This is a genomic window from Microbacterium sp. AG157 (assembly GCF_003385695.1).
In the GTDB taxonomy this organism is placed as follows: Bacteria; Actinomycetota; Actinomycetes; order Actinomycetales; family Microbacteriaceae; genus Microbacterium; species Microbacterium testaceum.
Map to the genome: position 1 here is coordinate 615,077 of NZ_QRDK01000002.1, position 25,424 is coordinate 640,500.

29 protein-coding genes and 2 tRNA genes are annotated in these 25,424 nt (G+C 70.6%); 10 read left to right on the top strand and 21 right to left on the bottom strand.

What is annotated here, in order from left to right; genetic code table 11:
* Positions 1–60: 60 nt before the first annotated feature.
* From DEU35_RS08710 to DEU35_RS08725, 4 genes are read right to left on the bottom strand one after another with little or no spacing between them, the layout of a single operon-like run.
* Positions 61–1,197: a UDP-N-acetylmuramate dehydrogenase gene (locus tag DEU35_RS08710; RefSeq protein WP_116239246.1), complete on the bottom strand. Its 1,137-nt coding sequence runs from the start codon at positions 1,195–1,197 to the stop codon at positions 61–63.
* The gene (locus tag DEU35_RS08715; protein WP_103205928.1) at positions 1,197–1,601 is read right to left on the bottom strand and encodes a MaoC/PaaZ C-terminal domain-containing protein; all 405 of its coding nucleotides are present in this window, start codon (positions 1,599–1,601) and stop codon (positions 1,197–1,199) included. Before DEU35_RS08715 ends, DEU35_RS08710 begins: the two co-directional genes overlap by 1 nt.
* Positions 1,598–2,047, bottom strand: a complete 450-nt coding sequence (locus DEU35_RS08720) for a MaoC family dehydratase N-terminal domain-containing protein (RefSeq protein WP_116239247.1) — start codon at positions 2,045–2,047, stop codon at positions 1,598–1,600. Before DEU35_RS08720 ends, DEU35_RS08715 begins: the two co-directional genes overlap by 4 nt.
* 39 nt (positions 2,048–2,086) lie before the next feature.
* On the bottom strand, positions 2,087–2,884 hold the full coding sequence (locus DEU35_RS08725) for a sulfite exporter TauE/SafE family protein (protein ID WP_116239248.1): 798 nt from the start codon (positions 2,882–2,884) through the stop codon (positions 2,087–2,089).
* A gap of 339 nt (positions 2,885–3,223) precedes the next feature.
* Here DEU35_RS08725 and DEU35_RS08730 point away from each other — a divergent pair, with 339 nt between their 5' ends.
* Entirely contained in the window at positions 3,224–3,859 is a 636-nt protein-coding gene (locus DEU35_RS08730; RefSeq protein WP_103205925.1) for an NADPH-dependent F420 reductase, read from the top strand.
* A gap of 323 nt (positions 3,860–4,182) precedes the next feature.
* Here the strand turns inward: DEU35_RS08730 and DEU35_RS08735 are convergent, their stop codons facing one another.
* The 6 genes from DEU35_RS08735 to DEU35_RS08760 form a co-directional block, all read right to left on the bottom strand.
* Entirely contained in the window at positions 4,183–5,343 is a 1,161-nt protein-coding gene (locus tag DEU35_RS08735; protein ID WP_116239249.1) for a cystathionine gamma-synthase, read from the bottom strand.
* Positions 5,340–6,428 (bottom strand): pyridoxal-phosphate dependent enzyme, encoded by a 1,089-nt coding sequence (locus tag DEU35_RS08740; RefSeq protein ID WP_258873438.1) that lies wholly within the window; start codon positions 6,426–6,428, stop codon positions 5,340–5,342. The genes DEU35_RS08735 and DEU35_RS08740 overlap by 4 nt, the downstream gene beginning before the upstream one ends.
* A gap of 44 nt (positions 6,429–6,472) precedes the next feature.
* Positions 6,473–7,321 carry an SDR family oxidoreductase gene (locus DEU35_RS08745; RefSeq protein WP_103205922.1) on the bottom strand — a complete coding sequence of 283 codons (849 nt, stop codon included), beginning with the start codon at positions 7,319–7,321 and terminating at the stop codon, positions 6,473–6,475.
* A gap of 72 nt (positions 7,322–7,393) precedes the next feature.
* Positions 7,394–7,714, bottom strand: coding sequence for a hypothetical protein (locus DEU35_RS08750; protein ID WP_103205921.1), 321 nt, complete (start codon positions 7,712–7,714; stop codon positions 7,394–7,396).
* Positions 7,711–8,283, bottom strand: a complete 573-nt coding sequence (locus DEU35_RS08755; protein WP_116239250.1) for a hypothetical protein — start codon at positions 8,281–8,283, stop codon at positions 7,711–7,713. Before DEU35_RS08755 ends, DEU35_RS08750 begins: the two co-directional genes overlap by 4 nt.
* 5 nt (positions 8,284–8,288) lie before the next feature.
* The gene (locus DEU35_RS08760; RefSeq protein WP_103205919.1) at positions 8,289–8,831 is read right to left on the bottom strand and encodes an RNA polymerase sigma factor; all 543 of its coding nucleotides are present in this window, start codon (positions 8,829–8,831) and stop codon (positions 8,289–8,291) included.
* 216 nt (positions 8,832–9,047) lie between these two features.
* On the opposite strand from DEU35_RS08760, the gene DEU35_RS08765 reads away from it, so the two are divergent.
* The 4 genes from DEU35_RS08765 (at position 9,048) to DEU35_RS08780 (ending at position 12,388) form a co-directional block, all read left to right on the top strand.
* Positions 9,048–9,890: an NAD(P)-dependent oxidoreductase gene (locus DEU35_RS08765; protein ID WP_103205918.1), complete on the top strand. Its 843-nt coding sequence runs from the start codon at positions 9,048–9,050 to the stop codon at positions 9,888–9,890.
* A 62-nt stretch (positions 9,891–9,952) separates the two neighbouring features.
* Entirely contained in the window at positions 9,953–10,246 is a 294-nt protein-coding gene (locus DEU35_RS08770) for a hypothetical protein (protein ID WP_116239251.1), read from the top strand.
* Between the two features lie 72 nt (positions 10,247–10,318).
* Complete coding sequence (locus DEU35_RS08775; RefSeq protein ID WP_258873439.1) at positions 10,319–11,728, top strand: NAD(P)/FAD-dependent oxidoreductase; 1,410 nt, start codon at positions 10,319–10,321, stop codon at positions 11,726–11,728.
* A gap of 12 nt (positions 11,729–11,740) precedes the next feature.
* Complete coding sequence (locus DEU35_RS08780) at positions 11,741–12,388, top strand: TetR/AcrR family transcriptional regulator (protein WP_116239253.1); 648 nt, start codon at positions 11,741–11,743, stop codon at positions 12,386–12,388.
* A gap of 222 nt (positions 12,389–12,610) precedes the next feature.
* Here DEU35_RS08780 and DEU35_RS08785 read toward each other — a convergent pair whose 3' ends face one another.
* The gene (locus tag DEU35_RS08785; RefSeq protein WP_103205914.1) at positions 12,611–13,930 is read right to left on the bottom strand and encodes an MFS transporter; all 1,320 of its coding nucleotides are present in this window, start codon (positions 13,928–13,930) and stop codon (positions 12,611–12,613) included.
* Positions 13,931–14,052: 122 nt separating this feature from the next.
* Here DEU35_RS08785 and DEU35_RS08790 point away from each other — a divergent pair, with 122 nt between their 5' ends.
* From DEU35_RS08790 to DEU35_RS08805, 4 genes are all read left to right on the top strand, one after another.
* Positions 14,053–14,445: a PaaI family thioesterase gene (locus tag DEU35_RS08790; protein WP_103205913.1), complete on the top strand. Its 393-nt coding sequence runs from the start codon at positions 14,053–14,055 to the stop codon at positions 14,443–14,445.
* Positions 14,446–14,746: 301 nt separating this feature from the next.
* Positions 14,747–15,262, top strand: a complete 516-nt coding sequence (locus DEU35_RS08795; RefSeq protein ID WP_181904613.1) for an RNA polymerase sigma factor — start codon at positions 14,747–14,749, stop codon at positions 15,260–15,262.
* Positions 15,249–16,244: a hypothetical protein gene (locus DEU35_RS08800; RefSeq protein WP_116239255.1), complete on the top strand. Its 996-nt coding sequence runs from the start codon at positions 15,249–15,251 to the stop codon at positions 16,242–16,244. The genes DEU35_RS08795 and DEU35_RS08800 overlap by 14 nt, the downstream gene beginning before the upstream one ends.
* Positions 16,241–16,624 carry a hypothetical protein gene (locus tag DEU35_RS08805; RefSeq protein ID WP_103205910.1) on the top strand — a complete coding sequence of 128 codons (384 nt, stop codon included), beginning with the start codon at positions 16,241–16,243 and terminating at the stop codon, positions 16,622–16,624. Before DEU35_RS08800 ends, DEU35_RS08805 begins: the two co-directional genes overlap by 4 nt.
* A gap of 7 nt (positions 16,625–16,631) precedes the next feature.
* Here the strand turns inward: DEU35_RS08805 and DEU35_RS08810 are convergent, their stop codons facing one another.
* Positions 16,632–17,552 carry an aldo/keto reductase gene (locus DEU35_RS08810; RefSeq protein ID WP_116239256.1) on the bottom strand — a complete coding sequence of 307 codons (921 nt, stop codon included), beginning with the start codon at positions 17,550–17,552 and terminating at the stop codon, positions 16,632–16,634.
* 34 nt (positions 17,553–17,586) lie between these two features.
* Entirely contained in the window at positions 17,587–19,056 is a 1,470-nt protein-coding gene (locus DEU35_RS08815; protein ID WP_116239257.1) for an MFS transporter, read from the bottom strand.
* A gap of 157 nt (positions 19,057–19,213) precedes the next feature.
* Between DEU35_RS08815 and DEU35_RS08820 the strand changes: the two genes are divergently transcribed.
* Positions 19,214–19,417, top strand: coding sequence for a zf-TFIIB domain-containing protein (locus tag DEU35_RS08820; RefSeq protein WP_116239258.1), 204 nt, complete (start codon positions 19,214–19,216; stop codon positions 19,415–19,417).
* A gap of 70 nt (positions 19,418–19,487) precedes the next feature.
* On the opposite strand, the gene DEU35_RS08825 is transcribed toward DEU35_RS08820, so the two are convergent.
* From DEU35_RS08825 to DEU35_RS08860, 8 genes are all read right to left on the bottom strand, one after another.
* Complete coding sequence (locus DEU35_RS08825) at positions 19,488–19,937, bottom strand: MarR family winged helix-turn-helix transcriptional regulator (protein ID WP_103205906.1); 450 nt, start codon at positions 19,935–19,937, stop codon at positions 19,488–19,490.
* A gap of 126 nt (positions 19,938–20,063) precedes the next feature.
* Positions 20,064–21,230, bottom strand: coding sequence for a thiolase family protein (locus DEU35_RS08830; protein ID WP_116239259.1), 1,167 nt, complete (start codon positions 21,228–21,230; stop codon positions 20,064–20,066).
* Between the two features lie 3 nt (positions 21,231–21,233).
* Positions 21,234–21,872, bottom strand: coding sequence for a 3-oxoacid CoA-transferase subunit B (locus tag DEU35_RS08835; protein WP_116239260.1), 639 nt, complete (start codon positions 21,870–21,872; stop codon positions 21,234–21,236).
* Positions 21,869–22,612, bottom strand: coding sequence for a 3-oxoacid CoA-transferase subunit A (locus DEU35_RS08840; protein ID WP_116239366.1), 744 nt, complete (start codon positions 22,610–22,612; stop codon positions 21,869–21,871). Before DEU35_RS08840 ends, DEU35_RS08835 begins: the two co-directional genes overlap by 4 nt.
* Positions 22,613–22,724: 112 nt before the next feature.
* Complete coding sequence (locus DEU35_RS08845; RefSeq protein ID WP_258873441.1) at positions 22,725–23,486, bottom strand: IclR family transcriptional regulator C-terminal domain-containing protein; 762 nt, start codon at positions 23,484–23,486, stop codon at positions 22,725–22,727.
* 96 nt (positions 23,487–23,582) lie between these two features.
* A tRNA-Met gene (locus DEU35_RS08850) sits at positions 23,583–23,656 on the bottom strand.
* A gap of 34 nt (positions 23,657–23,690) precedes the next feature.
* Positions 23,691–23,762: transfer RNA gene (locus DEU35_RS08855), tRNA-Thr, on the bottom strand.
* Positions 23,763–23,829: 67 nt separating this feature from the next.
* Positions 23,830–25,278: a M23 family metallopeptidase gene (locus DEU35_RS08860; RefSeq protein ID WP_116239262.1), complete on the bottom strand. Its 1,449-nt coding sequence runs from the start codon at positions 25,276–25,278 to the stop codon at positions 23,830–23,832.
* Positions 25,279–25,424: the final 146 nt, after the last annotated feature.

Genomic DNA, 25,424 nt, shown 5'->3' on the forward strand with positions numbered 1-25,424 from the left:
CGCCGCGTCACCCGCGAACTCCGCCCTGCGGCACGGCACGACCGGGCGAGCCGCCCGGGACTACAGCTCGACGTTGATCAGGACGGGCTCGGGCTGCAGGACTAGGCCGAACTCCGACGCCACGCGGTTCTGCACGAAACGCGCGAGCTCGGCGATCTCGGCCGCCGTCGCCTCGCCGCGGTTCGTCAGAGCCAGCGTGTGCTTCGTCGACAGGCCCGCGCGCGAGCGCGGGAACCGGAAGCCTCGGCGAAGCCCGGCGTTCTCGATCAACCACGCCGCGCTCACCTTGACGTCACGCGTGACGACGGGGGGCGGGGGCAGGATGCCGTCGAAGGCGGCGAGCGGGATCACCGTCACCGGATCGAGCACCGGCGCGAGGGGCCACTTCGGGCACTCCGCGGGAAGGGTGCGCGCGAAGGCCTCCGAGACGATCGCGTTCTGGAAGAACGAGCCGGCACTCCAGGTGTCGGGGTCTTCGGCGTCGAGCACCATGCCCTTTCGAGCGCGGGTCGCGAGCACGTGGTCCCGGATCCACCGCAGCGACACCGCCTGATCGGGCTCGAGCCCCAGGGCGCCGCGCAGCTGCTCTCCCGCGATGGGCCGCTCCTCGCCGCCCACACGCTCGAGTTCGAGGGTCACCGACAGGATGACCGCGGGCCGCTCGGGCACCGAGCCGTAGTGGTGCTTCAGCACCGAGGTACGAAAGCCCAGGCCGAGCTCCGAGGCCGGAACGGTGGCGACCTCGCCCGTCGACTCGTCGATCAGCTCCACCTCGACGAGGGTCTGCACGATCTCCTGGCCGTACGCCCCGACGTTCTGCACGGGCGCCGCGCCGACCGTGCCGGGGATACCCGACATGGCCTCGATGCCCGCGAGCCCGCGCTCCACCGTCTCGGCGACGAGGGCGTCCCAGTCGTGGCCGGCCTGCACCCGGAGCCGCACCGTGTCGGCGCGCGAGCCCGGCAGCTCGTCGATGCCGGTCGTTCGCACCCGGATGACGGTGCCCTCGAACGGCTCGTCGCCGACGAACAGGTTCGACCCGCCGCCGAGGACGAACCACGGCTCGCCCTGCGCCCACACCTCGCGCAGTGCGCCGACCAGTTCGTCGGGCGTCTCGGCCTCGACGAGACGGGCGGGTTCACCCCCCGTCCGCAGGGTGGTCAGCCGAGAGAGGGGAACGGGGGTGATCTCGGGCATCAGGTCAGCCGCACCCGCACCTGCGCCTTGCCGAGGACGGTGGTCTCGGCGAACGTCACGGTGAGGTCGATGCGCGCGGTCTCGTCGTCGACGGCTCCGACCTTGGCACTCACGTGCAGGTCGGCGCCGGTCTCGGGGTCGACGACCACGGGGCGCGTGAACCGCACGCCGTACTCGGCGATGCGACCGGAGTCTCCCAGTGCCTCGGCGAGCGTGCCGACCGCGATGCCCATCGTGAGCATGCCGTGCGCGAGCACGCCGGGAAGGCCCACGGCGGCGGCCACGTCGTCACGGTAGTGGATGGGGTTGAAGTCGCCCGACGCACCGGCATAGCGCACGAGCGACTCGCGGGTCAGGTGCACCGATCGCTCGGCGACGACGTCTCCGACGGTGAACGCGCTCATGCTCCGGCCTCCCCGGCGAGGAGGACACTGGTGGTGGTCACGACGTGGGCGCCGTCGGCATCCACGATCTCGGCCTCGCTCGTGATCATGGCGTTGCCGCCCATGGTGCGGATGCCGGTGACCGACTGCGTCGCGACGAGTTCGTCGCCCGCGACGATCGGGCGCGTGTACCGGAAGCGCTGCTCCGCGTGCACGAGACGCGAGAGCTCGATGCCCGAGTCGGGCTCGGCGAGCAGCTGCTGGAGCGCGAGATCCTGGACGACCATCGCGAAGGTCGGCGGCGCCACCACGTCGGTGTACCCGAGGGCGCGGGCGGCCTCGGGGTCGCTGTGCTGCGGGGCGTCGGCGAAGACGGCGCGGGCGAACTCACGCACCTTCTCGCGGCCGACCAGATAGGGAGCGGTCGGCGGGAAGACTCGACCGACGAGTTCGGGGTTCACGGGCACTCCCCCAGTCTACCGAGCGGGCCCGTGAGACCGGGGGTGTCAGCGCTGGTGGCGACCGCGCACGGCCTTCACCGCGATCTGCGAGGCGATGAAGACGAGGAAGATCGAGAACAACACGTTGGCGACGAAGGGGTCGACGGCCTTGGCGATCTGCGCGCCCACGGCGGTCGTCGCGCACGCCGCGAGCCCGACGCACAGCGCCGCCGGCAGGTCGACGTTCGACCGGCGGAGGTTTCCGACCGTCCCCGACACCGCGGTCGGGATCATCATGAGCAGCGAGGTGCCCTTGGCGACGAGGTCGCTGGTTCCGAAGAACAGGAGCAGGGCGGGGACGACGATGATCCCGCCGCCGACACCGAGCAGCCCCGCCAGGATGCCGGTGATCACACCGAGCAGCGCGAGCCCGGGGCCGGTGATCCAGGTGAGTTCCAGCTCGGCGTCGCGAGAGGGGATGACGAAGTACAGGCTCACGATCACCGCGAGGAGGAAGGCCACGAAGGCCCAGCGCAGGGCCGTCTGCGAGAGCTTGGGCAGCAACCACGTGCCGATCTGCGCTCCCCCCACGGCCCCCGCTGCGAGGATGAGGGCCGGCAGCCATGCGACGTGCCCGTCGACGGCGTAGGTGATGACACCGACCGACGCCGTGGGAACGATCGCGGCGAGAGAGGTTCCCGCGCCGAGGCGCTGGTCGAAGCCGAGCAGGAGCACGAGCAGAGGAACGATGACCGTGCCGCCGCCCACGCCGAACAGGCCCGACATGAGTCCCGCGAGCAGACCCACGCCGACGCAGACGGCGTAGAAGCGGGCGATGCGGGGCGGGCGGATGGCGGTCGTCACGAAGCGATTCCTCGGGGTCGGGGCGGGTCCGATCCCGCCGGCATCCAGTGTCCCACCGGTGCGCCCCCCACCCGGACGAGGCGGGAGAAGAAAGCGGCCCCCGGTGGTCCGAAGCCGCGTCCACCGGGGGCCGTCGCCCTCACAGGTCAAGCAGGACGGTGACCCGAACACCGGACTGCGACCACTCGCGTGAGGGTGCGACAAGATGACGATAAATCCCGTCATTCCCGGGCCGGGACCGCTTGACACCGATTACTCATCCTGCTAACTATTCAGTCCACTGAATTCTTGGTACCGCTCCCGGGAATGCGCGAGCGGGCGCACCGGTTCTGCACTCGCATGACAACCGTAGGAATCATCGGAGCAGGACACATCGGCTCGGCCCTCGCCAAGGGCTTCGCGAAGAACGGCTACGACGTCGTGATCGCGAACTCCCGCGGACCGGAGACCCTCGCCGACCTCGTCGCCGAGGTGGGCGACAAGGCGCGCGCCGCCACGGCACAGGATGCCGCGGAGGCCGGCGACATCGTCGTGGTCACCGTCCCGCTGAAGGCGATCGACGCCGTGCCCGCCGCTCCTCTCGCCGGCAAGACCGTGCTCGATACCAACAACTACTACTTCGAGCGCGACGGCCACATCGCCGCTCTCGACGAGAAGAAGACCACCACGTCGCAGATGCTGCAGGAGCACCTGCCCGAGTCGACCGTCGTGAAGGCGTTCAATCACATCCCCGCCGCGGACATCCTGACCGACGGCGCTCCCGCCGGCTCCGAGAACCGTCGCGCCCTCGCCACCTCGAGCGATTCCGACGAGGCCGTCGCCCTCGTGACCCGTATCTACGACGAGTTCGGTTTCGACACCGTCAACGTCGGCCCCCTCAGCGAGAGCTGGCGCGTCGAGCGCGACCAGCCCGCCTATGTCGTGCGCCAGAACGCCGACGAACTCGCGCAGAACCTGGCCCGCGCCGCGCGCTGACCTTTCCACCCCCGGCCGCAGGACACGCATAAACGCGATCCGCGCTCGTAAACGCTCTCTACACGCGTTTATGGGCGCGGATCGCGTTTATGCGTGAGTACCGGGCCAGCGCGTCGCCGACGGCAGGCGCACGCCGGGCCAGGCACACGCGAAGCCCGGCACACGCGGAGCCAGGCACACGCGAAGCCCGGCACACGCGAAGCCCGGCACACGCGGAGCCCGGCACACGCGAAGCCCGGCACACGCGAAGCCGGGCACACACGGAGCCGGGCACACGCGGAGCCGGGCGCGTGCGAAGACAGGGACGCGGGGGGCGGTCGCGCTCAGAGCGCGGCGAGCGCCTGGTCGACGTCGGCGACGAGGTCGTCGACCGACTCGATACCCACCGACAGGCGAACGATGGTGTCGGGCACCGCGAGTTCGGTACCGCGAACGGAAGCGTGGGTCATGGCATCCGGGTAGTTCACCAGCGACTCGACGCCGCCGAGCGACTCCGCCAGAGTGAACAGACGCGTCGACTCCGCGAAGCGGCGGGCGGCCGCGCCGTCGGCGAGCGCGAGCGAGACGATGCCGCCGAAGCCGCTCATCTGGCGCGCCGCCAGCTCGTGCCCGGGGTGCGAGGGCAGACCGGGATAGTAGACCTGCGCGACCCGATCGTGCCCGGCGAGATGCTCGGCGACGGCCTGCGCGTTCGAGCTGTGGCGCTGCATGCGCACGGCGAGCGTCTTGATACCTCGCGTGGTCAGGTACGCGTCGAAGGGACCCGACACCGCGCCCGCCGCGAACTGCAGAAACTGCACCTTCTCGGCGAGCGCCGCGTCGGCGAAGGCCAGCGCTCCGCCCACGACATCGCTGTGCCCGCCGAGGTACTTCGTCGCGGAATGCACGACGACGTCGGCACCGAGCGACAGCGGCCGCTGCAGAGCGGGCGAGGCGAAGGTGTTGTCGACCACGACGATCGCGCCGGCCTCGTGACCGAGTCGGGCGAGACCCGCGATGTCGGTGATCCGCAGCATGGGGTTGCTGGGGGTCTCGACCCACACCATCCGCGGCGCACGCTCGGCGATGGCGGCGGCCACGGCATCCAGATCGCTCATGTCCACGACGCGCAGCTTCACGCCCCACGGCCCCAGCACCCGCGCGAGCAGACGGTAGGTACCGCCGTAGACGTCGTTGCCGAGGAGGACCTCGTCACCCGGGACGAGGGCGGCGCGCAGCAGGGCATCCTCGCCCGCGAGACCCGAGGCGAACGACAGCGCGCGCGTTCCACCCTCGAGGGCGGCGATCTGCGTCTCGAGGGCGGTGCGCGTGGGGTTGCCGCTGCGGCCGTACTCGTAGCCGCCGCGAAGGCCGCCGATGCCGTCCTGCGCGTAGGTCGTCGAGACGTGGATCGGCGGGATGACCGCGCCGGTGGTCTCGTCGGGCGCCTGTCCCGCGTGGACGGCGAGGCTGTCGAAGCCGCGGGCGGCGTCATGGGTGCTCATGCGGAGTGCTCCTCGGAGGGGGTCGGGAGAAGGGATGCCACGGGTGCAACGTCGTAGCCGCGCTCGATCATCCAGTCGTCGTCGAAGATCTTGCTCAGGTAACCGCGACCGTGGTCGGGCAGGACGACGACGACCACGGCGTCGGCGGGGAGATCCCGTGCGACGCGGAGAGCTCCGACCACGGCCATTCCGCTGGAGCCGCCGACGAGCAGGCCCTCCTCGCGGGCGAGGCGACGGGTCATGGCGAAGGACTCGGCATCCGAGACGCGTTCGTAGCCGTCGACGAGGGAGGGGTCGAAAGCGAGAGGCCAGAAGTCCTCGCCAACGCCCTCGACGTCGTAGCCGTGGATGTCGCCGCCCGAGTAGATCGAGCCGACCGGATCGACCCCGACGATGCGCACGGCCGAACCCGCGACCTCGCGCAGGTAGCGGCCGGTACCGCTGATCGTGCCGCCCGTGCCGACGCCGGCGACGAAGTGCGTGAGTCGACCGTCGGTGTCGCGCCAGATCTCGGGACCGGTGGTCTCGTAGTGGCTGCGCGGGCCGTTCGGGTTGGCGTACTGGTTGGGTTTGAAGGCGCCGGGGATCTCGCGGACGAGGCGGTCGGACACGCTGTAGTACGAGTCCGGGTCGTCGGGCTCGACGTTCGTCGGTGTGACGACGACCTCGGCGCCGTAGGCGCGCAGCACCGCCCGCTTGTCCTCGGCGACCTTGTCGGGAACGACGAAGACGCACCGGTAGCCGCGCTGCTGCGCGATGAGCGCGAGCCCCACTCCGGTGTTGCCGCTGGTCGGCTCCACGATCACTCCGCCCGGTTGGAGCAGACCGTCGCGCTCCGCGGCGTCGACGATGTTGGCCGCGATGCGGTCTTTCGCAGACCCGCCGGGATTGAAGTACTCGATCTTCGCGAGGACCGTCGCGGCGATGCCGTCGGTGACGCGGGAGAGGCGGACGAGGGGGGTGTTGCCGACGAGGTCGGCGACGCTCTGGGCGTAACGCACGATGGAGTCCTGAAGGTTGGTGCGCCCGGTGCGGGCGCGGCTGACGGGGTCGTCGAAAGGGAACGCGGGGGCGTTCAGCGACAACAGCGACAGGTCAGCACGCCGTCAGCATACCCGAGGACTCCCGGTCACGACACGGCGCCGAGAAACTCCTCGAAACTCTGGGCGGGGCGACCTGTGACGCGCTCGACGTCGTGCGAGACGGCGGCTTGGTCGCCGCTCGCGATCGAGGTGTACGTGCTCACCCACGCATCGACCTGCCACCGTGGGGCCCCGAACGCCGCGCGTGAGGCATACGCCTCGTCGACCGTCTCGTCGACGAAACGCACCCGGTGCCCGCGCACCGCCGAGATCTTCTCGGCGACCTCGGCGAGAGTCAGGGCCTCGGGCCCGGTGAGGTCGTACGACGCGTCGGCGTGCGCTGCGGGATCGAGCAGCACCGCGACCGCCGTGGCCGCCACGTCGGCACGCGAGACGAGAGAACAGCGGCCGTCCCCGGCGGGGCCCCGGATGACACCGTCGTCTCCGGCGAAGAGCTCCATCATGTCCATGTAGAAGTTGTCGCGGAGGAAGGTGTACCTCATGCCCGAGGCGCGGATGATGTCCTCGGTGGCGGCGTGATCGCGCCCCAGCGTGAAGACGGCGTCCGGGGCAGCGGCGAAGAACGAGGTGTAGACGATCGAGCGCACCCCCGCGGCCGCGGCCGCCTCGACGAAGGTGCGATGGTGCTCGACGCGGTCGGCCGTCTCGGAAGCCGACACCATGAAGAGCGTCTCGACCCCCTGAAGCGCCGCGCGGGCGGCATCCGCGTCGGAATATCGGGCGACGTGCACCTCGGCTCCCTCGAGCGAGGGGGCACGCGAAACGTCGCGGACGAGCAGACGCTGGGGGATGCCGCGGGCGGCGAGGTCACGCGCAACCCGACCCCCTACGGCTCCGGTGGATCCGGTGACGGCGATGACGGGCGGCGTGGACATTCGGCCTCCGGGGACGAGTGGGCGGTGCCTCCAGGGTAAGCCGGTTCTCCCTTCCCTCGGCCGGGACGCTCCTCAGGAGCGCGGAGCGATCAGGCGCGCCACGCGGACGCGCACCGAGGACGGGATGTCGTCCTCGCCGGCTCCGCGGGCGGCCGTCGCGACGGCGGCGGCCACCACGGCCGCGTCGTCCTCCGACGAGACACCGATGCAGACCGTGACGGCGCGAGTGCCGGCAGCCTCGGCGACGTCGGCGAGCGAGCCCTCGACGTCGGTCAGATGCTCGACGGCGCGGGCCACGACCGGACGCGCCGAATAGCACTCGCGCACCCCCTCGACGGCGGTCACGGCCAGGTCGATGCGCGGTGCGAGTTCTGCCGCGGAGATGGTCGTCATGAGTGTTCCCCCTCATCGAGGTGCACGTCGCCGACGGTGACGTCCACCCGTCCGACCCGAAGGTCGCCGTGTCGTTCGATGGCCGCGCGGATGCCGTTCCGCATCTCGTCGACCGCGATGTTCATCGCTCGGCCGAAGCGCACGCTGACGCTCACGCGCACGTCGAGAGGGGCGTCGGGCTCGAGCTGGTCGAGTCGCACCCGACCCACCAGCAGCCCGTCGATGCCGTCTCCGACCGCGCGGATCAACTCGTAGAGCGCACCCTCGGTCACCACCAGTTCGGTTCCGTCATCGGCGCGCGCGAGGGGGATGTCGCGTCCGGCTCGGAATTCGCGCATGACCTCGCGCATGATGCTGTCGTACCAGGATTCCGAGAGCGGCTCGGTCGCCTGCTCCTCCACGATCTCGCGGGACAGTCGGCCCATCCGCTCCATCGATGCCAGGATCGCCTGGCACTCCGCGTTGCGCTCGACGGCGGGGATCCGGGGGATGCGTCCGCGGTCGAGGTACGCCGAGAGGTCCTCGAGGGAGTAGCCCGACCCGCCGATGTCGTCGTTGTTCTCGCTCACTGGGGTCACCTCCACTCCTCCATGCGTTCCAGCACCGTTCTCCTCGCCCGGGCGAGACGCCCGCGCACCGTGGCGGCCGATTCGCCCACCTCGACGGCGATCTCGTCGTAGCTGTGACCACCGACCTCGCGCAGCACCCAGACGACGCGGAGTTCCTCCGAGAGCTCGCCGAGGACCTTCTTGAGCGCGTCCATCTGCGAACTCGCCACGACCGCGCGTTCCGGGTCGTCTCGTCCCGAGACCATCTCCTCGTCGATCTCTTCCGAGATCTTCCGAGAGCGGAGACGGTCGGTGGCCTTGCGCGACACGATGGTCGTGAGCCAGCTTCGCACCTTCTCGGGATCCGTGAGATCGGGCAGACGTCGCCACGCCGTGATCAGCGCCTCTTGGACGCAATCGTCGGCGTCGGCCCGCGAGCCGGTCAGCCGGGTCGCGAAGGCGACGAGGAACGGCGCATGCCGACGCACCAGCACCCCGAAAGCGAGCTGATCGCCGTCGGCCGCGCGCGACGCGAGGAACGCGTCGGTGGCGGAGGTCAAAGAGGGCATCGAGATTCCTGTCGGCAATCGTTCCGTCTCGAGCCGTGACAGTTCACGAATCGAGTCCGTCCACATAGCGAAACACCCCGAGGTCGGAACACCCCGGGATCTTGACGGGAGGACGCTCGTCGTGGCATGTCGGGTTCCCCCGCGGCGGTCAACCCACCCGAGGGGTGTCGGCGACCGCCGGTATGGTCGGCTCATCCCCGACCCCGAAGGACACCCATGCGCATCGCCCTCACCGGTTCGTCCGGCAAGCTCGGCACCGTCGTCGCTCGCGAGCTGCGTGCCGCCGGCCACGACGTGATCGGTTTCGACGTCCGCGGCGAACGCGGCCCCGGCTTCGTGCAGGTCGACCTGACCGACTACGGCCAGGTCGTCGACGCCCTCACCGGGGTGAACGACCAGCACGACGGTTTCGAGGCCCTCGTGCACCTCGCCGCCATCCCGGCTCCCGGCATCCGCTCCGACATCGCCACCTTCCACAACAACATGGCGAGCACCTTCAACGTGTTCTGGGCCGCCACGCGGCTCGGCATCCACAAGATCGTGTACGCCTCGAGCGAGACCGTGCTGGGCCTCCCCTTCGACGTGCCGCCGCCCTACATCCCGGTCGACGAGGAGTACGCGCCGCGGCCCGAGTCGGTCTACTCGCTCGTGAAGACCCTCGAGGAGCGCCTCGCCGTGGAGTTGGTGCGCTGGAACCCCGAGCTGTCGATCACGGCCCTGCGGTTCTCGAACGTGATGGTTCCCGAGGACTACGCCGAGTTCCCCTTCGACGACGACGCCCGCACCCGCAAGTGGAACCTGTGGGGCTACATCGACGCCCGCGACGGCGCCCAGGCCGTGGAGCGCGCCCTCGAGACGGCCCCGGCCGGCTTCGACACCTTCATCATCGCGGCGGCCGACACGGTCATGACCCGCCCCAACGCCGAGCTCGTGGCGGAGGTGTTCCCCGGCGTCGCGACGCGCGGTGACCTGGGCGAGAACACCACGCTCCTCTCGATCGACAAAGCCCGCCGCCTGCTGGGCTACGACCCCCGGCATTCCTGGCGAGACGGGCGCTGACGCGCCGGCCCGGGTGCTCGTCGCCCGGGCCGAGGCCCCTCGCCGCGTGACAGACTCACCCCATGGACGCCGACGCACGCACTCCCCCCTCTTCGCCGACGCCCGCGTCGGATGAGCCGGTCATCCCTCTGCCGAACGCGCGCGAGAAAGAGGTCAGCTTCGTCGCGCGCAGCGGTGCGGTGGTCACGCTCCGCCTCATCGACACGGGGCGCTTCGAGCTCAAGCTCGATACGCGAGGCGACTACACGGCCGTGCTCCTGCACGACGGAGAGACCTTCGAGCTGCACCCCGCGCCCGGCGTCCACGCCCTGGGCCGCACGGGCCTCACACCCACCCAGATCTACGAGGGGTTCTGACCCACGGCGCAAGCCCCGCGTTCAGGTCGTCGGCGCGGGATTGACTGAGGCTCTCGACCCGGGAGGACCATCGTGAGCCACGACGCCGACAGCTACGACATCGCCGTGATCGGAGCAGGTCCCGCCGGAACAGCCGCGGCCCTCCGCGCTGCGGAACTGGGCGCCTCGGTGGTCGTCCTCGAGGCGGACCGCGTCGGCGGCACCTGCGTCAACACCGGGTGCGTGCCCACCCGCGTCCTCGCGAAAGCGGCGCGCCTCATGCGCGAGACCCGCTCCGCCGACGATTACGGCATCGTCGTCGACGAGCCTCGAGTCGACTGGGCAGCCGTGGTGTCGAGGGTGCACGAGCGGGTGGATGCCGTGCGCTCCATCAAACGCGAGGCCGAACGCTTCGCCGAGGCCGGCGTGGATCTCGTGCACGAGGGGCGTGCGCGCTTCGCGGACGAGCACACCCTCGTGCTCGACAGCGGTCGGCGAATCCGCGCGGAATCGATCCTGGTCTGCGTGGGCGGCCACTCCCGCCGCCTGCCGATCCCGGGGGCCGACCTCGCCACCGTCCCCGAAGACGTGCTCAGCCTGAGCGAGCTCCCCCGTCGCGTCGTCGTCATCGGCGCGGGCAACACCGGCGCCCAGCTCGTGACCGTGTTCCGCTCCTTCGGTTCGGAGGTGACGCTGCTCGATGTCGCGCCTCGCGTCCTCATGGCATCCGATGCGTCGATCTCGCGCGTGATCGCCGAGTCGCTCACGGAGCACGGGGTCGACGTGCGCACCGGGATCGACACGGTCGAGCGCCTCGATCGCGCCGACGACGGATCGCTCGTCCTGGCCTGGCGCGAGGGCGGCTCCCCGTGCACCGTCGATGCGGACGTCGTCATCATGGCGACCGGTTGGCCCGCCGACGTCGAAGACCTCGGGCTCGAGAACGCCGGTGTGGAGGTCGAGCGCTCCGCCATTCCGGTCGACCGCTACTTCCGGACGATCGTTCCCCACATCCTCGCCGTCGGCGATGCGAACGGCCGCGACATGCTCGTTCAGGCGGCGCAGTTCGAGGGCGAAGCGGCGGCCGAGAACGCCGTTCTCGGCGCCAACCGGCGAACGCCCCACCACCTGCTTCCCGCTGGCGGCTTCACCGACCCCGACTACGCCGGCGTCGGACTGACCGAGGAGCAGGCGCGCGACCGCGACCCCTCGTGCGTCGTGGCGACCGTTCGGTTCGCCGATCTGGACCGCGCCGTGATCGACGATCGGGAACGCGGGTTCCTCATGCTCGTCGCCGACCGTCGCCGCGAGCTCGTGCTCGGCGCCCACGCGGTGGGGGAGAACGCCGTCGAGGTCATCCAGTCGGTGACCACCGCGATGGCGGCCGGGATCGACGTCTCGACCCTCGCCGGTGTGCGCTTCGCCTACCCGACGTACAGTGCGGTGATCGGCAACGCGGCGCGCGCGCTGCTGCACGCGGACTCCCCCGCGCTGCTGGAGTGACACACTGAATCCGTGACCGCCGATCCCGCGACGACGCCCGCGACCGCCGACGACTCCGAGCCGTCCCGCGAGGCGCCCGCGCGCCGAGGACGGCCGGGGTACGACCGCGACGGCCTGCTCGCCGTGGCCGTGCAGCTCTTCAACGAGCAGGGGTACGACGCGACGAGCGTGTCCGATCTCGCGCGGCGACTGGGGCTGACGAAGTCTGCGCTGTACCACCACTTCTCCTCGAAGGAGGAACTGCTGGCCGTCGCCCTCGAGGCCGCTCTCGGCGGGTTGGAGGCTGTGCTCGACGAGCCCGGCGCCCGCGAGGGCGCGGCATCCGATCGCCTCCGTTTCGTGCTCACGGGGGCGACCGACGTGCTCGTCGCGCAGCTCCCCGCGGTGACCCTGCTGCTGAGGGTGCGCGGGAACAGCGAGGTCGAGCAAGCCGCTCTCGAACGACGACGACTGTTCGACCACCGCGTGACCGCCCTGGTCGCCGAGGCTCAGGCCGAGGGCGACGTGCGGGGCGACGTCGATGCGGCGGTCGCCGCGCGTCTGCTGTTCGGGATGATCAACTCCGTCGTCGAGTGGTATCGCCCCGATGGCGGGGTCGACGGCGACCGCCTGGGCGCCGACATCGTGCGCATCGCGCTCGACGGCCTGCGCACCGCCTGACCGGCGCCCTGCCCGCCGGGTCGCGCCGCGGCAGGCGCACATCCCCGGTCCGTCCTGCGGATATCGCGGCGGCACGCCGCCACCGGCGACCCGGCATGCCGACGGCGGGCGACGAAGTCCGCGGTACGGCGCACCGCCCTACGGCCGACGCCGACGAACCGCTCCCGGCGACGCGCAACGGGGCCCTCGCCGACGCGAAGGGCCCCGTCACGGCATCCGGGATCACGCCCGCAGGTCGACGCCCTTCGTTTCCTTGATGAGCGAGACGGCCCCGAGAGAGACGAGCGCGGCAACCGCGATGTACAGGCCGATCGTCCATGAGGCGCCCGTCGAGCGCAGCAGCGCCTCGGCGATCATCGGCGCGAAGGCCCCGCCCATGATGGCGCCGAGCGCGTAGCCGATCGAGACGCCCGAGTAGCGGACGTTCGCGGGGAACATCTCGGCGTACAGCGCCGCCTGCGGCCCGTACGACAGCCCGAGACCGAGGGTCATCACGAACAGCGCGACGAAGTACCAGAAGATGTTCGCGGTATCGATGAGGAACCACATGGGCACGGCCCAGACGGCCAGCAGCAGATAGCCGAGCTGGAAGGTGCGGATGCGCCCCAGGCGGTCGGAGAGCCTGCCGCCCCAGAGCGTGAAACCGAGCCAGCCGAAGGAGGCCAGGGTCGTGGCCAGCAGCACGGTCGGGCGTTCCATGCCGAGGACCGACACCGAGTAGGTCGCGAAGAACGCGATGAGCAGGTAGCCGGCGGCGTTGTTGCCGATGAACACGAACGCGGTCAGGGCGACCTCGCGCCAGTTCTTGCGGAACAGCTGTCCGAGGGGAGCGGACGACTCTTTGCGACGGCGAACGAGGTCTTCGAAGACCGGGCTCTCCTCCACCGCGCGGCGGATGAGGTAGCCGACGACGATGAGCACGATCGAGAAGAGGAAGGGAACGCGCCACCCCCACGCGAGGAAGGCCTCGGCCGACATCGACGAGGTGAGGATCCACAGCGTCGCCGTCGCGAGGATCATGCCCACCGGCACGCCGATCTGCGGGTAGGCACCGAAGTAGCCGCGGCGGTGGACGGGGGCGTGCTCGACCGAGAGCAGCGCGGCACCGCCCCACTCTCCGCCGGCGGAGAAGCCCTGCAGAACCCGAAGGAGGATGAGCAGGACGGGGGCGGCCACCCCGATCGCGGCATAGGTCGGCAGCACGCCGATGAGGGCTGTCGAGACGCCCATCATGATGAGCGTCAGCACGAGCATCTTCTTGCGGCCGAGGCGATCGCCGAGCCAGCCGGCGACGACGGCGCCGAGCGGGCGGAAGAGGAACGAGATGCCGATGGTGGCGAACGAGAGCACCTGGGCGATCGCGGGATCGCTCTGCGCGAGCGGTGCGAGAAACAGCGGCGCGAGCACGAGCCCGGCCGCCTGGGCGTAGATGAAGAAGTCGTACCACTCGATCGAGGTGCCCACGAGGGTCCCGGCGAGCACGCGCCGTTCCTCCCGTTTCATCCCGGTGGCAGGGGCGGATGCCGAGGTCAGCGAGGCCATGAGAACTCCGTCGTTCTGTGGGGCAGGGTGGAGAGGCTCGAGCGACACTGTTACCGACCGAGCGTTCAGTAATAGTGTCAGAGGGGTGCGCCCCCGACAAGAGGGCGGCGGAAGGAGCACCCATGACGCCCTGGACCATCACCCCCGGCGCCCTCGACGAACGCCTCGGCATCACCGTGACCGAGCAGTCCGCGGATCGGGTCAGCGCGTGGATGCCCGTCGAGGGGAACACGCAATCGCTCGGTCGGCTGCACGGCGGCGCGACGGCCGCGCTGTCAGAGGCGGTGGGGTCCTGGGCCGCCATGATCCACGCCTCCGCGTTCGGCCTGGTGTGCGTCGGCGTCGATCTCAACATCACCCACCACCGCGGAGCCGAGGACGGGCGCATCCACGCCGTGGCCACACCCGCCCATCGCGGTCGCCGTCTGGCCACCTACGACGTCCGCGTGGTCGACGACGACGACCGTCTGATCGCGACGGCGCGCATCACGAACCTGCTGGTCGATCCCGCCTGAGAGACGGGCGCCGTCTCGCGGCACCCACCGTCTCTGCCATTGTGGATCGCATGAAGAAGATCCGAGGGGTTGCGCCGCCCCCAAGCGGCGCAACCCCTCGCCCGTCGCCGTCAGACCCGAACATCGGACGACGGGCGTATGGGTGCCTTCTCGAAGCCGGAGTCAGCACCCACCCCCGCATATGTCGTGTCCGGCGTGCGCCTTTCCTTACACACCGATCCGGAAATCTTTTCTCCCGCGCATCCGTAAGGTTCGCGACCACCCCGACACAGCCCCCGTACACGCACGAGGAAAGACAGCGGTGACGGACGACGCGGATTTCGTGGCGCTCTTCCGCGAGCACTACAACGCCGTTCGGCGATTCATCGAACGGCGCGTGTCGGACCGCGATGCCGCCGACGACCTCACGATGGAATGCTTCGAGATCGCCTGGCGCAAGCGCGATCCGCGAGAGCCGTTCGGGCTGCCGTGGCTGTACCGCACGGCGCGCAACCTCATCGCGAACGAATACCGACGACGAGACCGGGAGGGGGCACTGTGGACGCACATCGAGGACCAGGTCCGCACCCTCTCGAACGAGTCGGAGGGCGAGATGCTCGACAGGCTCGTCGACGCCATCCGCGGCCTGTCCGAGAAGGAGCGCGAGATCCTCTGGCTCACCTACTGGGAGGACCTCTCGGCCGCCGAGGTCGGCCTCGTCGTCGGCGCGAGCGCCGGGACGGTGTGGACGCGGCTGAACCGCGTGCGGGCCAAACTGCGCCCGCTCCTGTCCGGAACGCCCCTGTCCGCGGAAGAGGTGTTCGATGAGCGACGATGACCTCACCCGGGCGATGCGCCGGCTCGATCCCGCGCGAACCCCCCTCGACGCGCCGATTCCTCTCGACGCCGAGCGTCGGGCACGCGACTTCGCGGGGAGCGCGCAGCGAACGCGCCGCCGACCCGCGTACGCCGTGTGGGGCTCGGCCGCCGCGGTCGTCGTCCTGGTGCTCGCGATCGTCACCGGAGTCCTGTGGATGCCGGGGAGCCCGGCATCCGCCCTCACCCCGGAACCACTCGTGTTCACCTCGATCTCGGAGGACGCGTCCCAGGTGATCGCGCAGGCGCAGGAGCGGTTGACCGACGGGTCGGGCCCCTCCTCACCCGAGCGACGGTCGCTTTCGCTCGGGTGGTACTACAGCGGTTCGCCCGACGAGGCCGAGGCGACGGTGTTCCGCCGCGAGTGGATCGACGTGCGCTGGAATGCGGATCTTTCGGGCTCGGTCGTGACCACTGCCGCCGAAGCGACCAACGCGGCCGGTGACACGGTGCCCGCGGGCGAGCCGACGCCGGGAACCGTCGTCGGCGACCTGCAGTTCGTGCAGAACCAGTTCTCGCCGCTCTCCCCCACCGCTCCCGAACCCACCGTCGAGGCGATGCGAGCTCTCGTGCTCACCTCGACCGGTGCCGGGGATCAGCTCACGGCGGGCGACGCGATGCTCGGCGCACGCGCCCTCCTGGGCGAGTGGACCCTCACCGGACCGCAACAGGCCGCCCTGCTCGAGGTCGTCGCCCAAGCTCCCGGGCTGCGCGTCGTCGGCACGGCCTTCGATCGCCTCGGCCGCCCCGTGGTCGGGTTGGCCGCGGTGCCGTCCGGGCTGACCACCTCCGAGGCGACGCTGCTGCTTTCTGCCGACACGGGACGCATCGTCGGTTTCGAATCCGAACTCCTCGCCGACAACGACAGCCTCAAGCTCCCCGCCGGATCCATCACCGACTACACCCTCTGGGACGTCTCCGAGAGAAAGGCACGCACCGAATGACCACGACCGATCAGCTGCACCCCGACATCGCCGCGGCTCTCGCCGAGATCCCCGGCGGGGTCGTCATCGATTCGCATCACGCGCAGTGGCCGGAACTCGGGATGACCATCGACGTCCCCTCCGAGCACGAGCGTGCCGTCGGCGGGTGCGCCGACGGCAACGTCTGCGCCTTCAGCGGGTCGAACCTCTCGGGGACGCGAGCGTCGTTCTCGTACTGCGGCACGTACTCCCCCGGCATCACCGTGCGCTCCATCGCCAACGCGCGATCGGCCGGATACGTGCAGGCCCGCTCCTCGTCCGGGTCGGTGCTCGCGACCGCGATCGCCACGTCGTGGGCGAACGTCTCGGGCACGGTCGCGACGCTGAACTGCGTGCCCTGACCGCCGCTCAACGCCAGGGGCGTTCCGACCGGCGACGCCAGTAATCGACGGGGTCCGTCGCCAGTTCCCCCGCGGTGTCCACCGGCCGCGCGCTCGCGCCTCGTCGCAGGTGCGCGAGCGTGGTCGCGCCGCTGAGCACGATGTCGGCCCACGGCTGCGCCAGCGCGGCGCCCAGCGCGAACACGTCGGACGGCATCCCGGATGCCAGGGCCTCGAGGCGACTGCCCGATTCGGCGCGGGCGAGGTCGCCGTTGGCGAGGGCCTCTTTGACGACGACCGTCCAGTCGGCGTCTCGCGCGGCCTGCAACGCGGGGGCGACCGATGGCTCGAGGAGGTTCCACGTCGACTGCACGACCGTGAACGGCGAGTCCCGGAGCGCGAGAGCGCTGCGGATCACCTCGCCCTGGTGCGGCCCGCTGGTCGACAGCCCTACCCGCACGCCGTTCGCCCGTAGGCCGCGCAGCCGATCGAGAAGCCCGGTGTCCGCCAGAGCCGTGCTCTCCGGAGTCACCGAGTGGATCAGGTAGTAGTCCGGGGCCGACCCCAGAGCCTCGAGCGTCTCGGGCCACTGCTGGTCGAACAGGGCGACCGAGTGCTCTTTGCGCTCGTGCACGGCGGCATCCATCCGCCACTCTCCGACGTAGGCGTAGCCCCACTTCGACCCCACGGTGAGCAGCTCGCGTCGGCCCGGGTGGGCGTCGAACCACGACCCGAGGAAGTGCTCCGCCCGACCGTAGGAGCGCGCAACGTCGACGTATCGGATGCCGAGCGCCCAGGCCTCGTCGAGCAGCAGGTGCGCACGCTCGCGCATCGCGTCGACCGAGCGTTCGGCGGGGTCCCCCAGGTCGCTGTCACGCGCGGTCGTGATGTAGGCCGGGCGACCGACGGCGGCGAGGCCGAGACCCAGACGGGCGGAGGTGACATGCATGCCTCGACGCTAGCGTCCGCGCGCCCTGCTCGCGTCAGCTGCGACGGCTCCGGTGTACCTCGACGGCACTGAGCACGATGGCCGATCCCGAGAACACCACCGACACCGCGAGAGCCAGAGTGAGCGCGTCGGCGAAAGCCCGCGGGTCCGCGGCGGGGGTACCCGGGCCCGCGGCCGCCGCGGCTCCCACGACGGCCAGCGCGAAGGCGGTACCCAGTACCGTCTGCCCGATCGAAGACCCCACCCGCTGGGCGGTCTGCACGACTCCCCCGGCGACGCCGCCGCGGCGGGGGTCGACGTCGGCGAGCGTCAACGTCTGATTCGGGGTGACGATCGCTCCGCCCGCGATCCCGAGGACGAACAGGGGCACGCAGAGCCGCAGGATGACGCCCACCGGATCGGTCGCCTCGGCACCGGCCTGCACCAGCAGCCCCAGAACGACCGTGACGCCCGTGAACACCGCGACCGCGCCGACGAGCAGCGGGCGTCCCACGCGCGAGACGAAGCGCCCGGCGACGGGCGCTCCCACCACCGAACCGATGGCGTAGGCCGTGACCCCCAGGCCCGATTGCAGGGCGGTGAAGCCCAGACCGTCCTGGTAGTACAGCGCGAGCACGAGGGGAATCCCGGTGTTGCTGCAGAAGAAGACCACGGCGAAGACCACTCCCGTGACGAACGAGCGGACGCGGAACAGGCGCAGATCCAGCAGGGGCCCGGCATCCGCCCTCGTCAGGCGCGCCTCATGCCGCACGAGCGCCAGGAGGAACCCCGCGGCGGGGAGCAGGAGGAGGAGGGTCACGGGGCCGCCACCCTGGCCCGTCTCGACGATGGGGAACAGCAGGCACAGCACACCCGCGCCGAGCAGGAGCGCGCCGAGCAGGTCGATGTGGCGGGCGGATGCCGTGGAAGACGGCTCATCGGCGGGAACCCACCGGCGAGCGAGCAGCACGGCCGCGATCCCGACCGGCACGTTGATGAAGAAGACCAGCCGCCAACCGATGTCGGGGCCACCAGCCGAGATGAGCAGACCCGCGATCACCGGACCGAGCGCCGTCCCCGCACCGACGGTGAGGCCGAGCCTGCCGAAAGCCCGCCCTCTCTCCCACGCCGGGAAGGCGTTCTGGATGAAGCCCGACACCTGCGGGCCCATCATGCCGCCGAACAGCCCCTGCACGACCCTGGCCGCGATGAGGAGCCCCGCGTTCGGCGCCAGACCGACGGCCGCGCTGGCGATCACGAACCCGAGCACGGCGATCGTGAAGATGCGTCGCCGACCCCGCTGGTCGCCCAGCCGTCCCCCGATGACGGGGACCAGCGCGAAGGCGAGCACGTACCCGGTCACGATCCACTGCAGCTCGTTCGAACCCGCCCCGGTGGAGCGCCCGATCGAGGGCAGGGCGACGTTGGTGACGCTGACGTCGAGGAGGGCGGCGAACTGGCCCATGAGCATGACCGAGAGCGCGCTCCAGCGCCTCGGATCGGGAGCGGGGATGGATGCCGTCATGCGGCCTCCGCCACCGGAGCGGAGCCCGCGGCGACGCGAGGGTTCGGCATGGGCCGAGCCTATGCCTGCGGCGAAGCGTCCGGGTCGGAGATCATCGCGGGGAACATCGCGGCGACGCGGGGAGTTGTCCTCCCCGAGAGCCGACGAGCGGAACGCGATGACGTACAGAGACCCCTACGACGACACGGCACAGCCGATCTGCCCCTCGTGCGGGGTGACGATGCACCCGCTTCTCGAAGAGGGCGGCGGCGCCGACGAGTGTCGTGAGTGCGGCTTCCGACTGGAGTGGTCGACGGGGGCACCCGCTCGCAATGACGACGACGACGACCGCCCGCGGGATCGCTGGATCGACGAGTCCTAGCTGTCGCCGGCGACGTCACCCTCGACCGGGATATGGACTGCACGCGTCGGCGACATCCTGCGTCGTGCACCTAGCTCGCTGACGGGGCGAGCGCCGCCGAGCGGGTGGCGGTGTCCAAGACAGCCGCCACGCTCTCCTGCAGCTCGGATCCGACGTTCGCGAGTGCCGCTTCGAAAGCGTCGTCGAAGCGGGTGAGGCATCTCCACGGATCGGTCGTCAGGTCGACCATCGCGTAGACGTGGGTCACCCTCCGGTCATCCGGGTCGAACTCCCGGCGCAAGACGTCGCGACGCACGAGACGATCGACGATCGTCGTCACCCCCGCCCCGGTGATCCCGAGGTGTCGCCGGAGGTCGGAGGGGCGCACGCCCGGGTTGCGCGCGACATGGATGATCGCGACGACATCGATGTCGTTCAGCCCCATGGTGCGACGGGCCTCCGCCAGGCACCGGGTCCTCTCGAACAGGTAGCGCGCGAGAGCCAGTGAGATGGGCGAGATGTCGTGAGCGAGTGCAGTCATCGGCGGTGCCGTATCGATTCGTTTCGTGTCACCGCGCCCATTCGGACGCGCGACCTCACGGTAATCGGCGCCGCGCGGTTATGCGGCCGCGCCCGGCCCTGTTGACAAAGGGGCAGCAACCGTATCTCAGCGCTCGAGGACCACCGCGAGCCCCTGGCCCACGCCGATACAGATCGCCGCGACGGCGACTCCCCCGCCGCGACGCTTCAGCTCGTGCGCGGCGCGCGCGATGATGCGGCCGCCCGACGCTCCGAGGGGGTGCCCGATCGCGATCGCCCCACCGTGCGGGTTGAGAAGCTCGGGGTCGAGCTCGGTCCACAGCTTGGCGCACGCGAGCGACTGCGATGCGAAAGCCTCATTGAGCTCGACGAGGCTCACGTCGGCCCAGGTGCGACCGGCGCGCGCGAGCGCGCGGTTCGCCGCCTCGACGGGGGCGACGCCGAAGACGTCGGGATCGTTACCGAACGCGGCCCGACCCGCGATGCGCGCGAGGGGCTCGGCATCCAGGATCCCCTCCGCCCCGAGCAGCACCGCCGAGGCGCCGTCGTTGATGGGTGAGGAGTTTCCCGCCGTGACCGTGCCGTCCTTCTGGAATGCGGGTCGGAGGGTCGCGAGCACCTCGGCGGTCGAATCGTCGCGGATACCCTCGTCGCGCGCGAGCGCGTGGCCTTCGACCTGCACGATCTCGTCGTCGAAGCGTCCCTCTGCCCACGCCGCGGCAGCGAGACGGTGGCTGCGGGCGGCGAAGGCGTCCTGCTGCTCACGCGTGATGTCGTAGATCTCGGCGAGCTTCTCGGCACTCTCGCCGTTCGAGATCGTCCAGTCCGCCCTCAAGCGCGGGTTGGTCATGCGCCAGCCGATCGAGGTGTTCCACATCGTCTGGTTCGCCGCGGGGAAGGGCCGCGGGCTCTTCTCGACCACGAAGGGGGCCCGCGTCATCGACTCGACGCCGCCGGCGAGGATGACATCGGCATCGCCGGCCTCGATCGCGCGGGAGCCCTGGATCACGGCATCCAGCGACGATCCGCACAGCCGGTTGATCGTCGTCCCCGGCACCGACGACGGGAAGCCGGCCAGCAGCGCACCGAAGCGCGCGACGTTGCGGTTGTCTTCGCCCGCCTGGTTCGCGTCGCCGAAGATCACGTCTTCGATGCGCGCGGGGTCGATTCCGGTGCGCTCGACGACGGATGCCATGACGGTGGCCGCCAGATCGTCGGGGCGGACGTCGGCGAAGGCCTTGCCGTGGCGCGCGAAAGGGGTGCGGACGGCGTCGTAGACGAAGGATGCGGGCATGTCTCAGGCCTCCAGGCTCAGACCGAGCAGGGACTCGATCTCTTCGTGCGTGTTGTCGCCGAAAAGCTCCCGCACGCGGAAGCCGTCGGGGGTGACGTCGAAGACGCCGTGGTCGGTGTAGACCCGCGAGACGCAGCCCACACCCGTGAGGGGATAGCTGCAGGCGGCGACGAGCTTGGGCTCGCCGCCCTTGGTGAGCAGGTCGGTCATGACGTAGACGTCTTTCGCGCCGATCGCGAGGTCCATGGCGCCGCCGACCGCGGGGATCGCGCCGGGCTCGCCGGTCGACCAGTTGGCGAGGTCGCCGCCGGCCGACACCTGGAACGCCCCCAGCACGCACACGTCGAGGTGCCCGCCGCGCATCATCGCGAACGAGTCGGCGTGGTGGAAGTACGCAGCCCCCGCGAGCGCGGTGACCGGCTGCTTACCCGCGTTGATGAGATCGGGGTCGACGCGCCCGCGCTCGGGAGCGGGGCCCATGCCGAGCATGCCGTTCTCGGTGTGCAGGACGATCTCGAGTCCCGCCGGCAGGTAGTCGGCGACCAGGGTCGGAGCACCGATGCCGAGGTTGACGACCGCGCCCTCGGGAATGTCGGATGCCACGCGGGCGGCGAGATCGCGCCGCGAGATGCGAGTTGTCATTTCTCCTCCTCGGATGCCAGAGCCCGGCCCTCGATGTCGACGCCGCCGACGAACGCGCCGTCGCGGAGCCATGCGCGCTCCCCCACCGCGACCACGCGATCGACGTAGAGACCCGGGGTGACGACCGACTCGGGATCGAGCGAGCCGAGCTCGACGATCTCGTCGACCTGGACGATCGTGGTGGTTGCGGCCGCGGCCATGATGGGGCCGAAGTTGCGCGCCGTCGCGCGATAGACGAGGTTGCCCCAGCGGTCGGCGGCGCGGGCGCTGATCAGGGCGGCATCCGCGCGGATGGGGTATTCGAGCACGTAATCGCGGCCGTCGATGCGCCGCGTCTCTTTGCCCTCGGCGAGCTGCGTCCCGAACCCGGTGGGGGTGAAGAACCCGCCGATGCCGGCGCCGGCCGCACGGATGCGCTCGGCCAGGTTGCCCTGCGGCACGAGCTCGAGCTCGACCTCGCCGGCGCGGTACAGCCCGTCGAAGACCCATGAGTCGCTCTGGCGCGGGAAGGAGCAGATCATCTTGCTCACCTGCCCGGCCGCGAGCAGGGCGGCCAACCCGGTGTCGCCATTGCCCGCGTTGTTGTTGACGACGGTGAGATCGCGCGCACCGTGCGCGATGAGCGCGTCGATCAGTTCGACGGGCTGACCCGCGCGGCCGAAGCCGCCGATCATCACGGTCGCACCGTCGGCGATGCCGGCGACGGCCGCCTCGAGGTCGGGAACGGTCTTGTCGATCATGCGGAGCACCCTTGCTTGTTCGCTCTGCGTACATACGTACGTCCCGCGAACAGGATACGCCGACCACCGCGAAGACGGCAAGGGAGGACCGCTCTGGGCCCGTAGCCCGGATTCAGACCAGGCGGAGGTCCGCGTCGATCTCGCCCGCGGCGGCCCGCAACGCCGGCAGGCACCGCTCTCGCCACTCGTCCGCGTCACCGCGGGAGCTGGCCGAGATGTTCACCGCCGCAACCACCGCCCCCGAGCGGTCGTGGACGGGCGCCGCGAGGGAGCGCAGCCCCTCTTCGAGCTCGCCGTCCACGAGAGCCCACCCCTGAGCACGCACCGCCTCGAGCTCGACGGCGATCGCATCGACGTCCGTCCGCGTGCGCGGGGTGAGAGAAGCGGGGTGCGAAGCGGCCACGATCCGTCGCGCGTCCGCGTCGGGAAGCGCCGCGAGCAGCACGCGCCCCATGCTGGTCGCGTAGGCGGGGAAACGCGTGCCGATCGTGATTCCGACGCTCATGATCCGTCGCGTGGGAACACGGGCGACGTAGACGATGTCGGCCCCGTCGAGCACAGCCGAGGAGACGCTCTCCCCCACCTCGCGCGACAGACGCTCGAGATGCGGCTGGGCGAGCGCGGGCAGCGAGAGCGCGGAGAGATAGCTGAAGCCGAGCTCGAGAACGCGCGGCGTCAGCGAGAAGACCCGGCCGTCGGCGCGCACGTAACCGAGGGTCTCGAGCGTCTGGAGGAACCGGCGAGCCGCGGCACGGGTCAGATCGGCGCGGCGGGCGACGTCGCTGAGGGTCAGCGCCGGGTTCTCGGCGTCGAAGGAGCGGATCACCTCGAGGCCGCGAGCGAGGGATTGCACGAACTCTCCCGAATCACTCACGCGGCTCACCCTATCGGGGCGCCGTGAGGACCTCGTGCGGGAACGCGTCGGAGAAAAGCGAAAGCCGCCCCGAAGGACGGCTCTGCGGCGAATCTGTAGCGGGAGCGGGGCTTGAACCCGCGACCTCACGATTATGAGTCGTGCGCTCTCACCAACTGAGCTACCCCGCCGCACGGCATCCAGGATTCAGATGTGGATGCCTTGAGCCCCGAGTCAGGATTGAACTGACGACCCCTTCCTTACCATGGAAGTGCTCTGCCACTGAGCTATCGGGGCGTACCCGGATCGCTCCGGGCAACTAGAAGAGAATATCAGACCTCGACACTCTCTTACGAATCGAGCCTCAGCCGCCGGCGTGCTGACGCAGCCACGCGATCGGGTCGATCGGGGTGGTGCCGTTCTGCAGGATCTCGACGTGCGTGTGCGCGCCGAACGAGCGACCCGTGTTGCCGGTGCGTCCGAGGAACTGACCGACGTGCACCTTCTCGCCCGGGGTGACCTGCAGCGAGCCGTACTGCATGTGGCCGTACCGGCTCGACACGAGCTGGCCGTCGATCACGTGGTCGATCAGCACGGTCACGCCGAAGGCGCCACCCTGCTCGGTCGCGATGCGGACGGTGCCGTCGGCGATCGCCTGCACGGGCGCGCCCTCGCCGGGCACGAAGTCGGCACCCTCGTGGAAGCCGCCGTCGCGCATGCCGAAGCCGTACGAGATCGACACGCCGACCGCGAAGGGCCACTGGATGGGCGACGTCGGGTTGTTGACGTAGAAGTTCGTGGGGTACTTGATGCCCGAGTCGACGGCCATCTTGGAGTACGTGGTGGCGCTGTAGCCGTCGGCGCGGTCGACGACCGCGGCCTGCGACTGGGCGGGCGCGACGTAGGCCTGGATCGCCCCGTCGGGCGAGGCGACGTCTCCGCCGACCGCCAGACGCGTGGTCGCGGTGTCGGCGGCGGGAGCGGTGATGCTGTCGGTGCCGCTCGCCGAGGCGATGGCGCTGACGGGCATGGTCATGCCGACCGTCAGAAGACCGACGACGCCCATGACGCCGACCGAGAACGACGTCGCAGCGATGCGGCGGACGTTGCGGCGGGTGCGGGGAGCGGCCGCGGCGGGCAGCCCCTCCGAGACGGGCTCGGGAGCGGGGGTGACGGGGGCCGCCTGCTGCGTGGGCGTCTCGCCCGTGAACGAGAACAGGCGTGCGGCGGTGGCGAACTCGTCGGCCACGGTGTCGTCGGGGGTGCTCGATGCGACGGCGGACTGCTCGATGGCGGCCTGCTCGACGACGGGCTTCGACGGACGCGGAACGGACGTCTTCGCCACCCGGTCGGCGGAAGACTCGACGACCGGCTCGGCCGAAGCCTCGTCGACGGTCGAGTCGAGGATGACCGATGCCTGGGGGCGTCGACGCGCGCGGCGACTCACGGGAAGCGTGATGGGCGAGGTCGGGAGGGACACCGGGGTGGTGGCGACGGCGCCGTCCGCGCTCTGCAGGATGACCGCGACGTCGTCGGCACGACGCTGCTCGTCGACGACCGTGACGTCGAGTGCGTCGGAAGCCGTGGCATCCGGGGTCTGGTCGGCGGAAGGCACGGCGGTGTCGCGAGGCGGAAGCGTGGGCTCGATGGTCGCGGCGATGACGGTCTCGACCACGGCGGCGGCAACGCTCTCGATCAGTTCGGGCTGAGAGGCGGCGTCGGCGTCGACCGGTGCGGGATCGGCGGCCTTCTGCTCGGACGCGGGGGCGTCGAGCGTCGCGACGGGGTTTCCGCTCGCGGCGAGACGGCGCATCTCGGCTCGGGTCAGCCGGGGGGTCGTCTCGGGAGCGGGCGTGGAGAGGGGGCGACGAGACCGTCGGGTGACGGCGGGCTCAGTCTCAGAGGCTTCTGACGGCAACGCGGAAGGGCTCTCGTGTCGTGTCGCAAAAAGCGACGGCT

What these genes read in the sequence shown, in the direction of transcription:
- DEU35_RS08750 (WP_103205921.1), bottom strand. Translation starts at nt 7,714, where the DNA reads ATGACGACCATCTCCGCGGCAGAACTCGCACCGCGCATCGACCTGGCC.
- DEU35_RS08710 (WP_116239246.1), bottom strand. Translation starts at nt 1,197, where the DNA reads ATGCCCGAGATCACCCCCGTTCCCCTCTCTCGGCTGACCACCCTGCGG.
- DEU35_RS08825 (WP_103205906.1), bottom strand. Translation starts at nt 19,937, where the DNA reads ATGACTGCACTCGCTCACGACATCTCGCCCATCTCACTGGCTCTCGCG.
- DEU35_RS08765 (WP_103205918.1), top strand. Translation starts at nt 9,048, where the DNA reads ATGCGCATCGCCCTCACCGGTTCGTCCGGCAAGCTCGGCACCGTCGTC.
- DEU35_RS08810 (WP_116239256.1), bottom strand. Translation starts at nt 17,552, where the DNA reads ATGCATGTCACCTCCGCCCGTCTGGGTCTCGGCCTCGCCGCCGTCGGT.
- DEU35_RS08800 (WP_116239255.1), top strand. Translation starts at nt 15,249, where the DNA reads ATGAGCGACGATGACCTCACCCGGGCGATGCGCCGGCTCGATCCCGCG.
- DEU35_RS08735 (WP_116239249.1), bottom strand. Translation starts at nt 5,343, where the DNA reads ATGAGCACCCATGACGCCGCCCGCGGCTTCGACAGCCTCGCCGTCCAC.
- DEU35_RS08830 (WP_116239259.1), bottom strand. Translation starts at nt 21,230, where the DNA reads ATGCCCGCATCCTTCGTCTACGACGCCGTCCGCACCCCTTTCGCGCGC.
- DEU35_RS08840 (WP_116239366.1), bottom strand. Translation starts at nt 22,612, where the DNA reads ATGATCGACAAGACCGTTCCCGACCTCGAGGCGGCCGTCGCCGGCATC.
- DEU35_RS08730 (WP_103205925.1), top strand. Translation starts at nt 3,224, where the DNA reads ATGACAACCGTAGGAATCATCGGAGCAGGACACATCGGCTCGGCCCTC.
- DEU35_RS08860 (WP_116239262.1), bottom strand. Translation starts at nt 25,278, where the DNA reads ATGCGCCGTCTCGCCGCGAGCGGAAACCCCGTCGCGACGCTCGACGCC.
- DEU35_RS08770 (WP_116239251.1), top strand. Translation starts at nt 9,953, where the DNA reads ATGGACGCCGACGCACGCACTCCCCCCTCTTCGCCGACGCCCGCGTCG.
- DEU35_RS08790 (WP_103205913.1), top strand. Translation starts at nt 14,053, where the DNA reads ATGACGCCCTGGACCATCACCCCCGGCGCCCTCGACGAACGCCTCGGC.
- DEU35_RS08820 (WP_116239258.1), top strand. Translation starts at nt 19,214, where the DNA reads ATGACGTACAGAGACCCCTACGACGACACGGCACAGCCGATCTGCCCC.
- DEU35_RS08715 (WP_103205928.1), bottom strand. Translation starts at nt 1,601, where the DNA reads ATGAGCGCGTTCACCGTCGGAGACGTCGTCGCCGAGCGATCGGTGCAC.
- DEU35_RS08785 (WP_103205914.1), bottom strand. Translation starts at nt 13,930, where the DNA reads ATGGCCTCGCTGACCTCGGCATCCGCCCCTGCCACCGGGATGAAACGG.
- DEU35_RS08815 (WP_116239257.1), bottom strand. Translation starts at nt 19,056, where the DNA reads ATGACGGCATCCATCCCCGCTCCCGATCCGAGGCGCTGGAGCGCGCTC.
- DEU35_RS08760 (WP_103205919.1), bottom strand. Translation starts at nt 8,831, where the DNA reads ATGCCCTCTTTGACCTCCGCCACCGACGCGTTCCTCGCGTCGCGCGCG.
- DEU35_RS08805 (WP_103205910.1), top strand. Translation starts at nt 16,241, where the DNA reads ATGACCACGACCGATCAGCTGCACCCCGACATCGCCGCGGCTCTCGCC.
- DEU35_RS08745 (WP_103205922.1), bottom strand. Translation starts at nt 7,321, where the DNA reads ATGTCCACGCCGCCCGTCATCGCCGTCACCGGATCCACCGGAGCCGTA.
- DEU35_RS08835 (WP_116239260.1), bottom strand. Translation starts at nt 21,872, where the DNA reads ATGACAACTCGCATCTCGCGGCGCGATCTCGCCGCCCGCGTGGCATCC.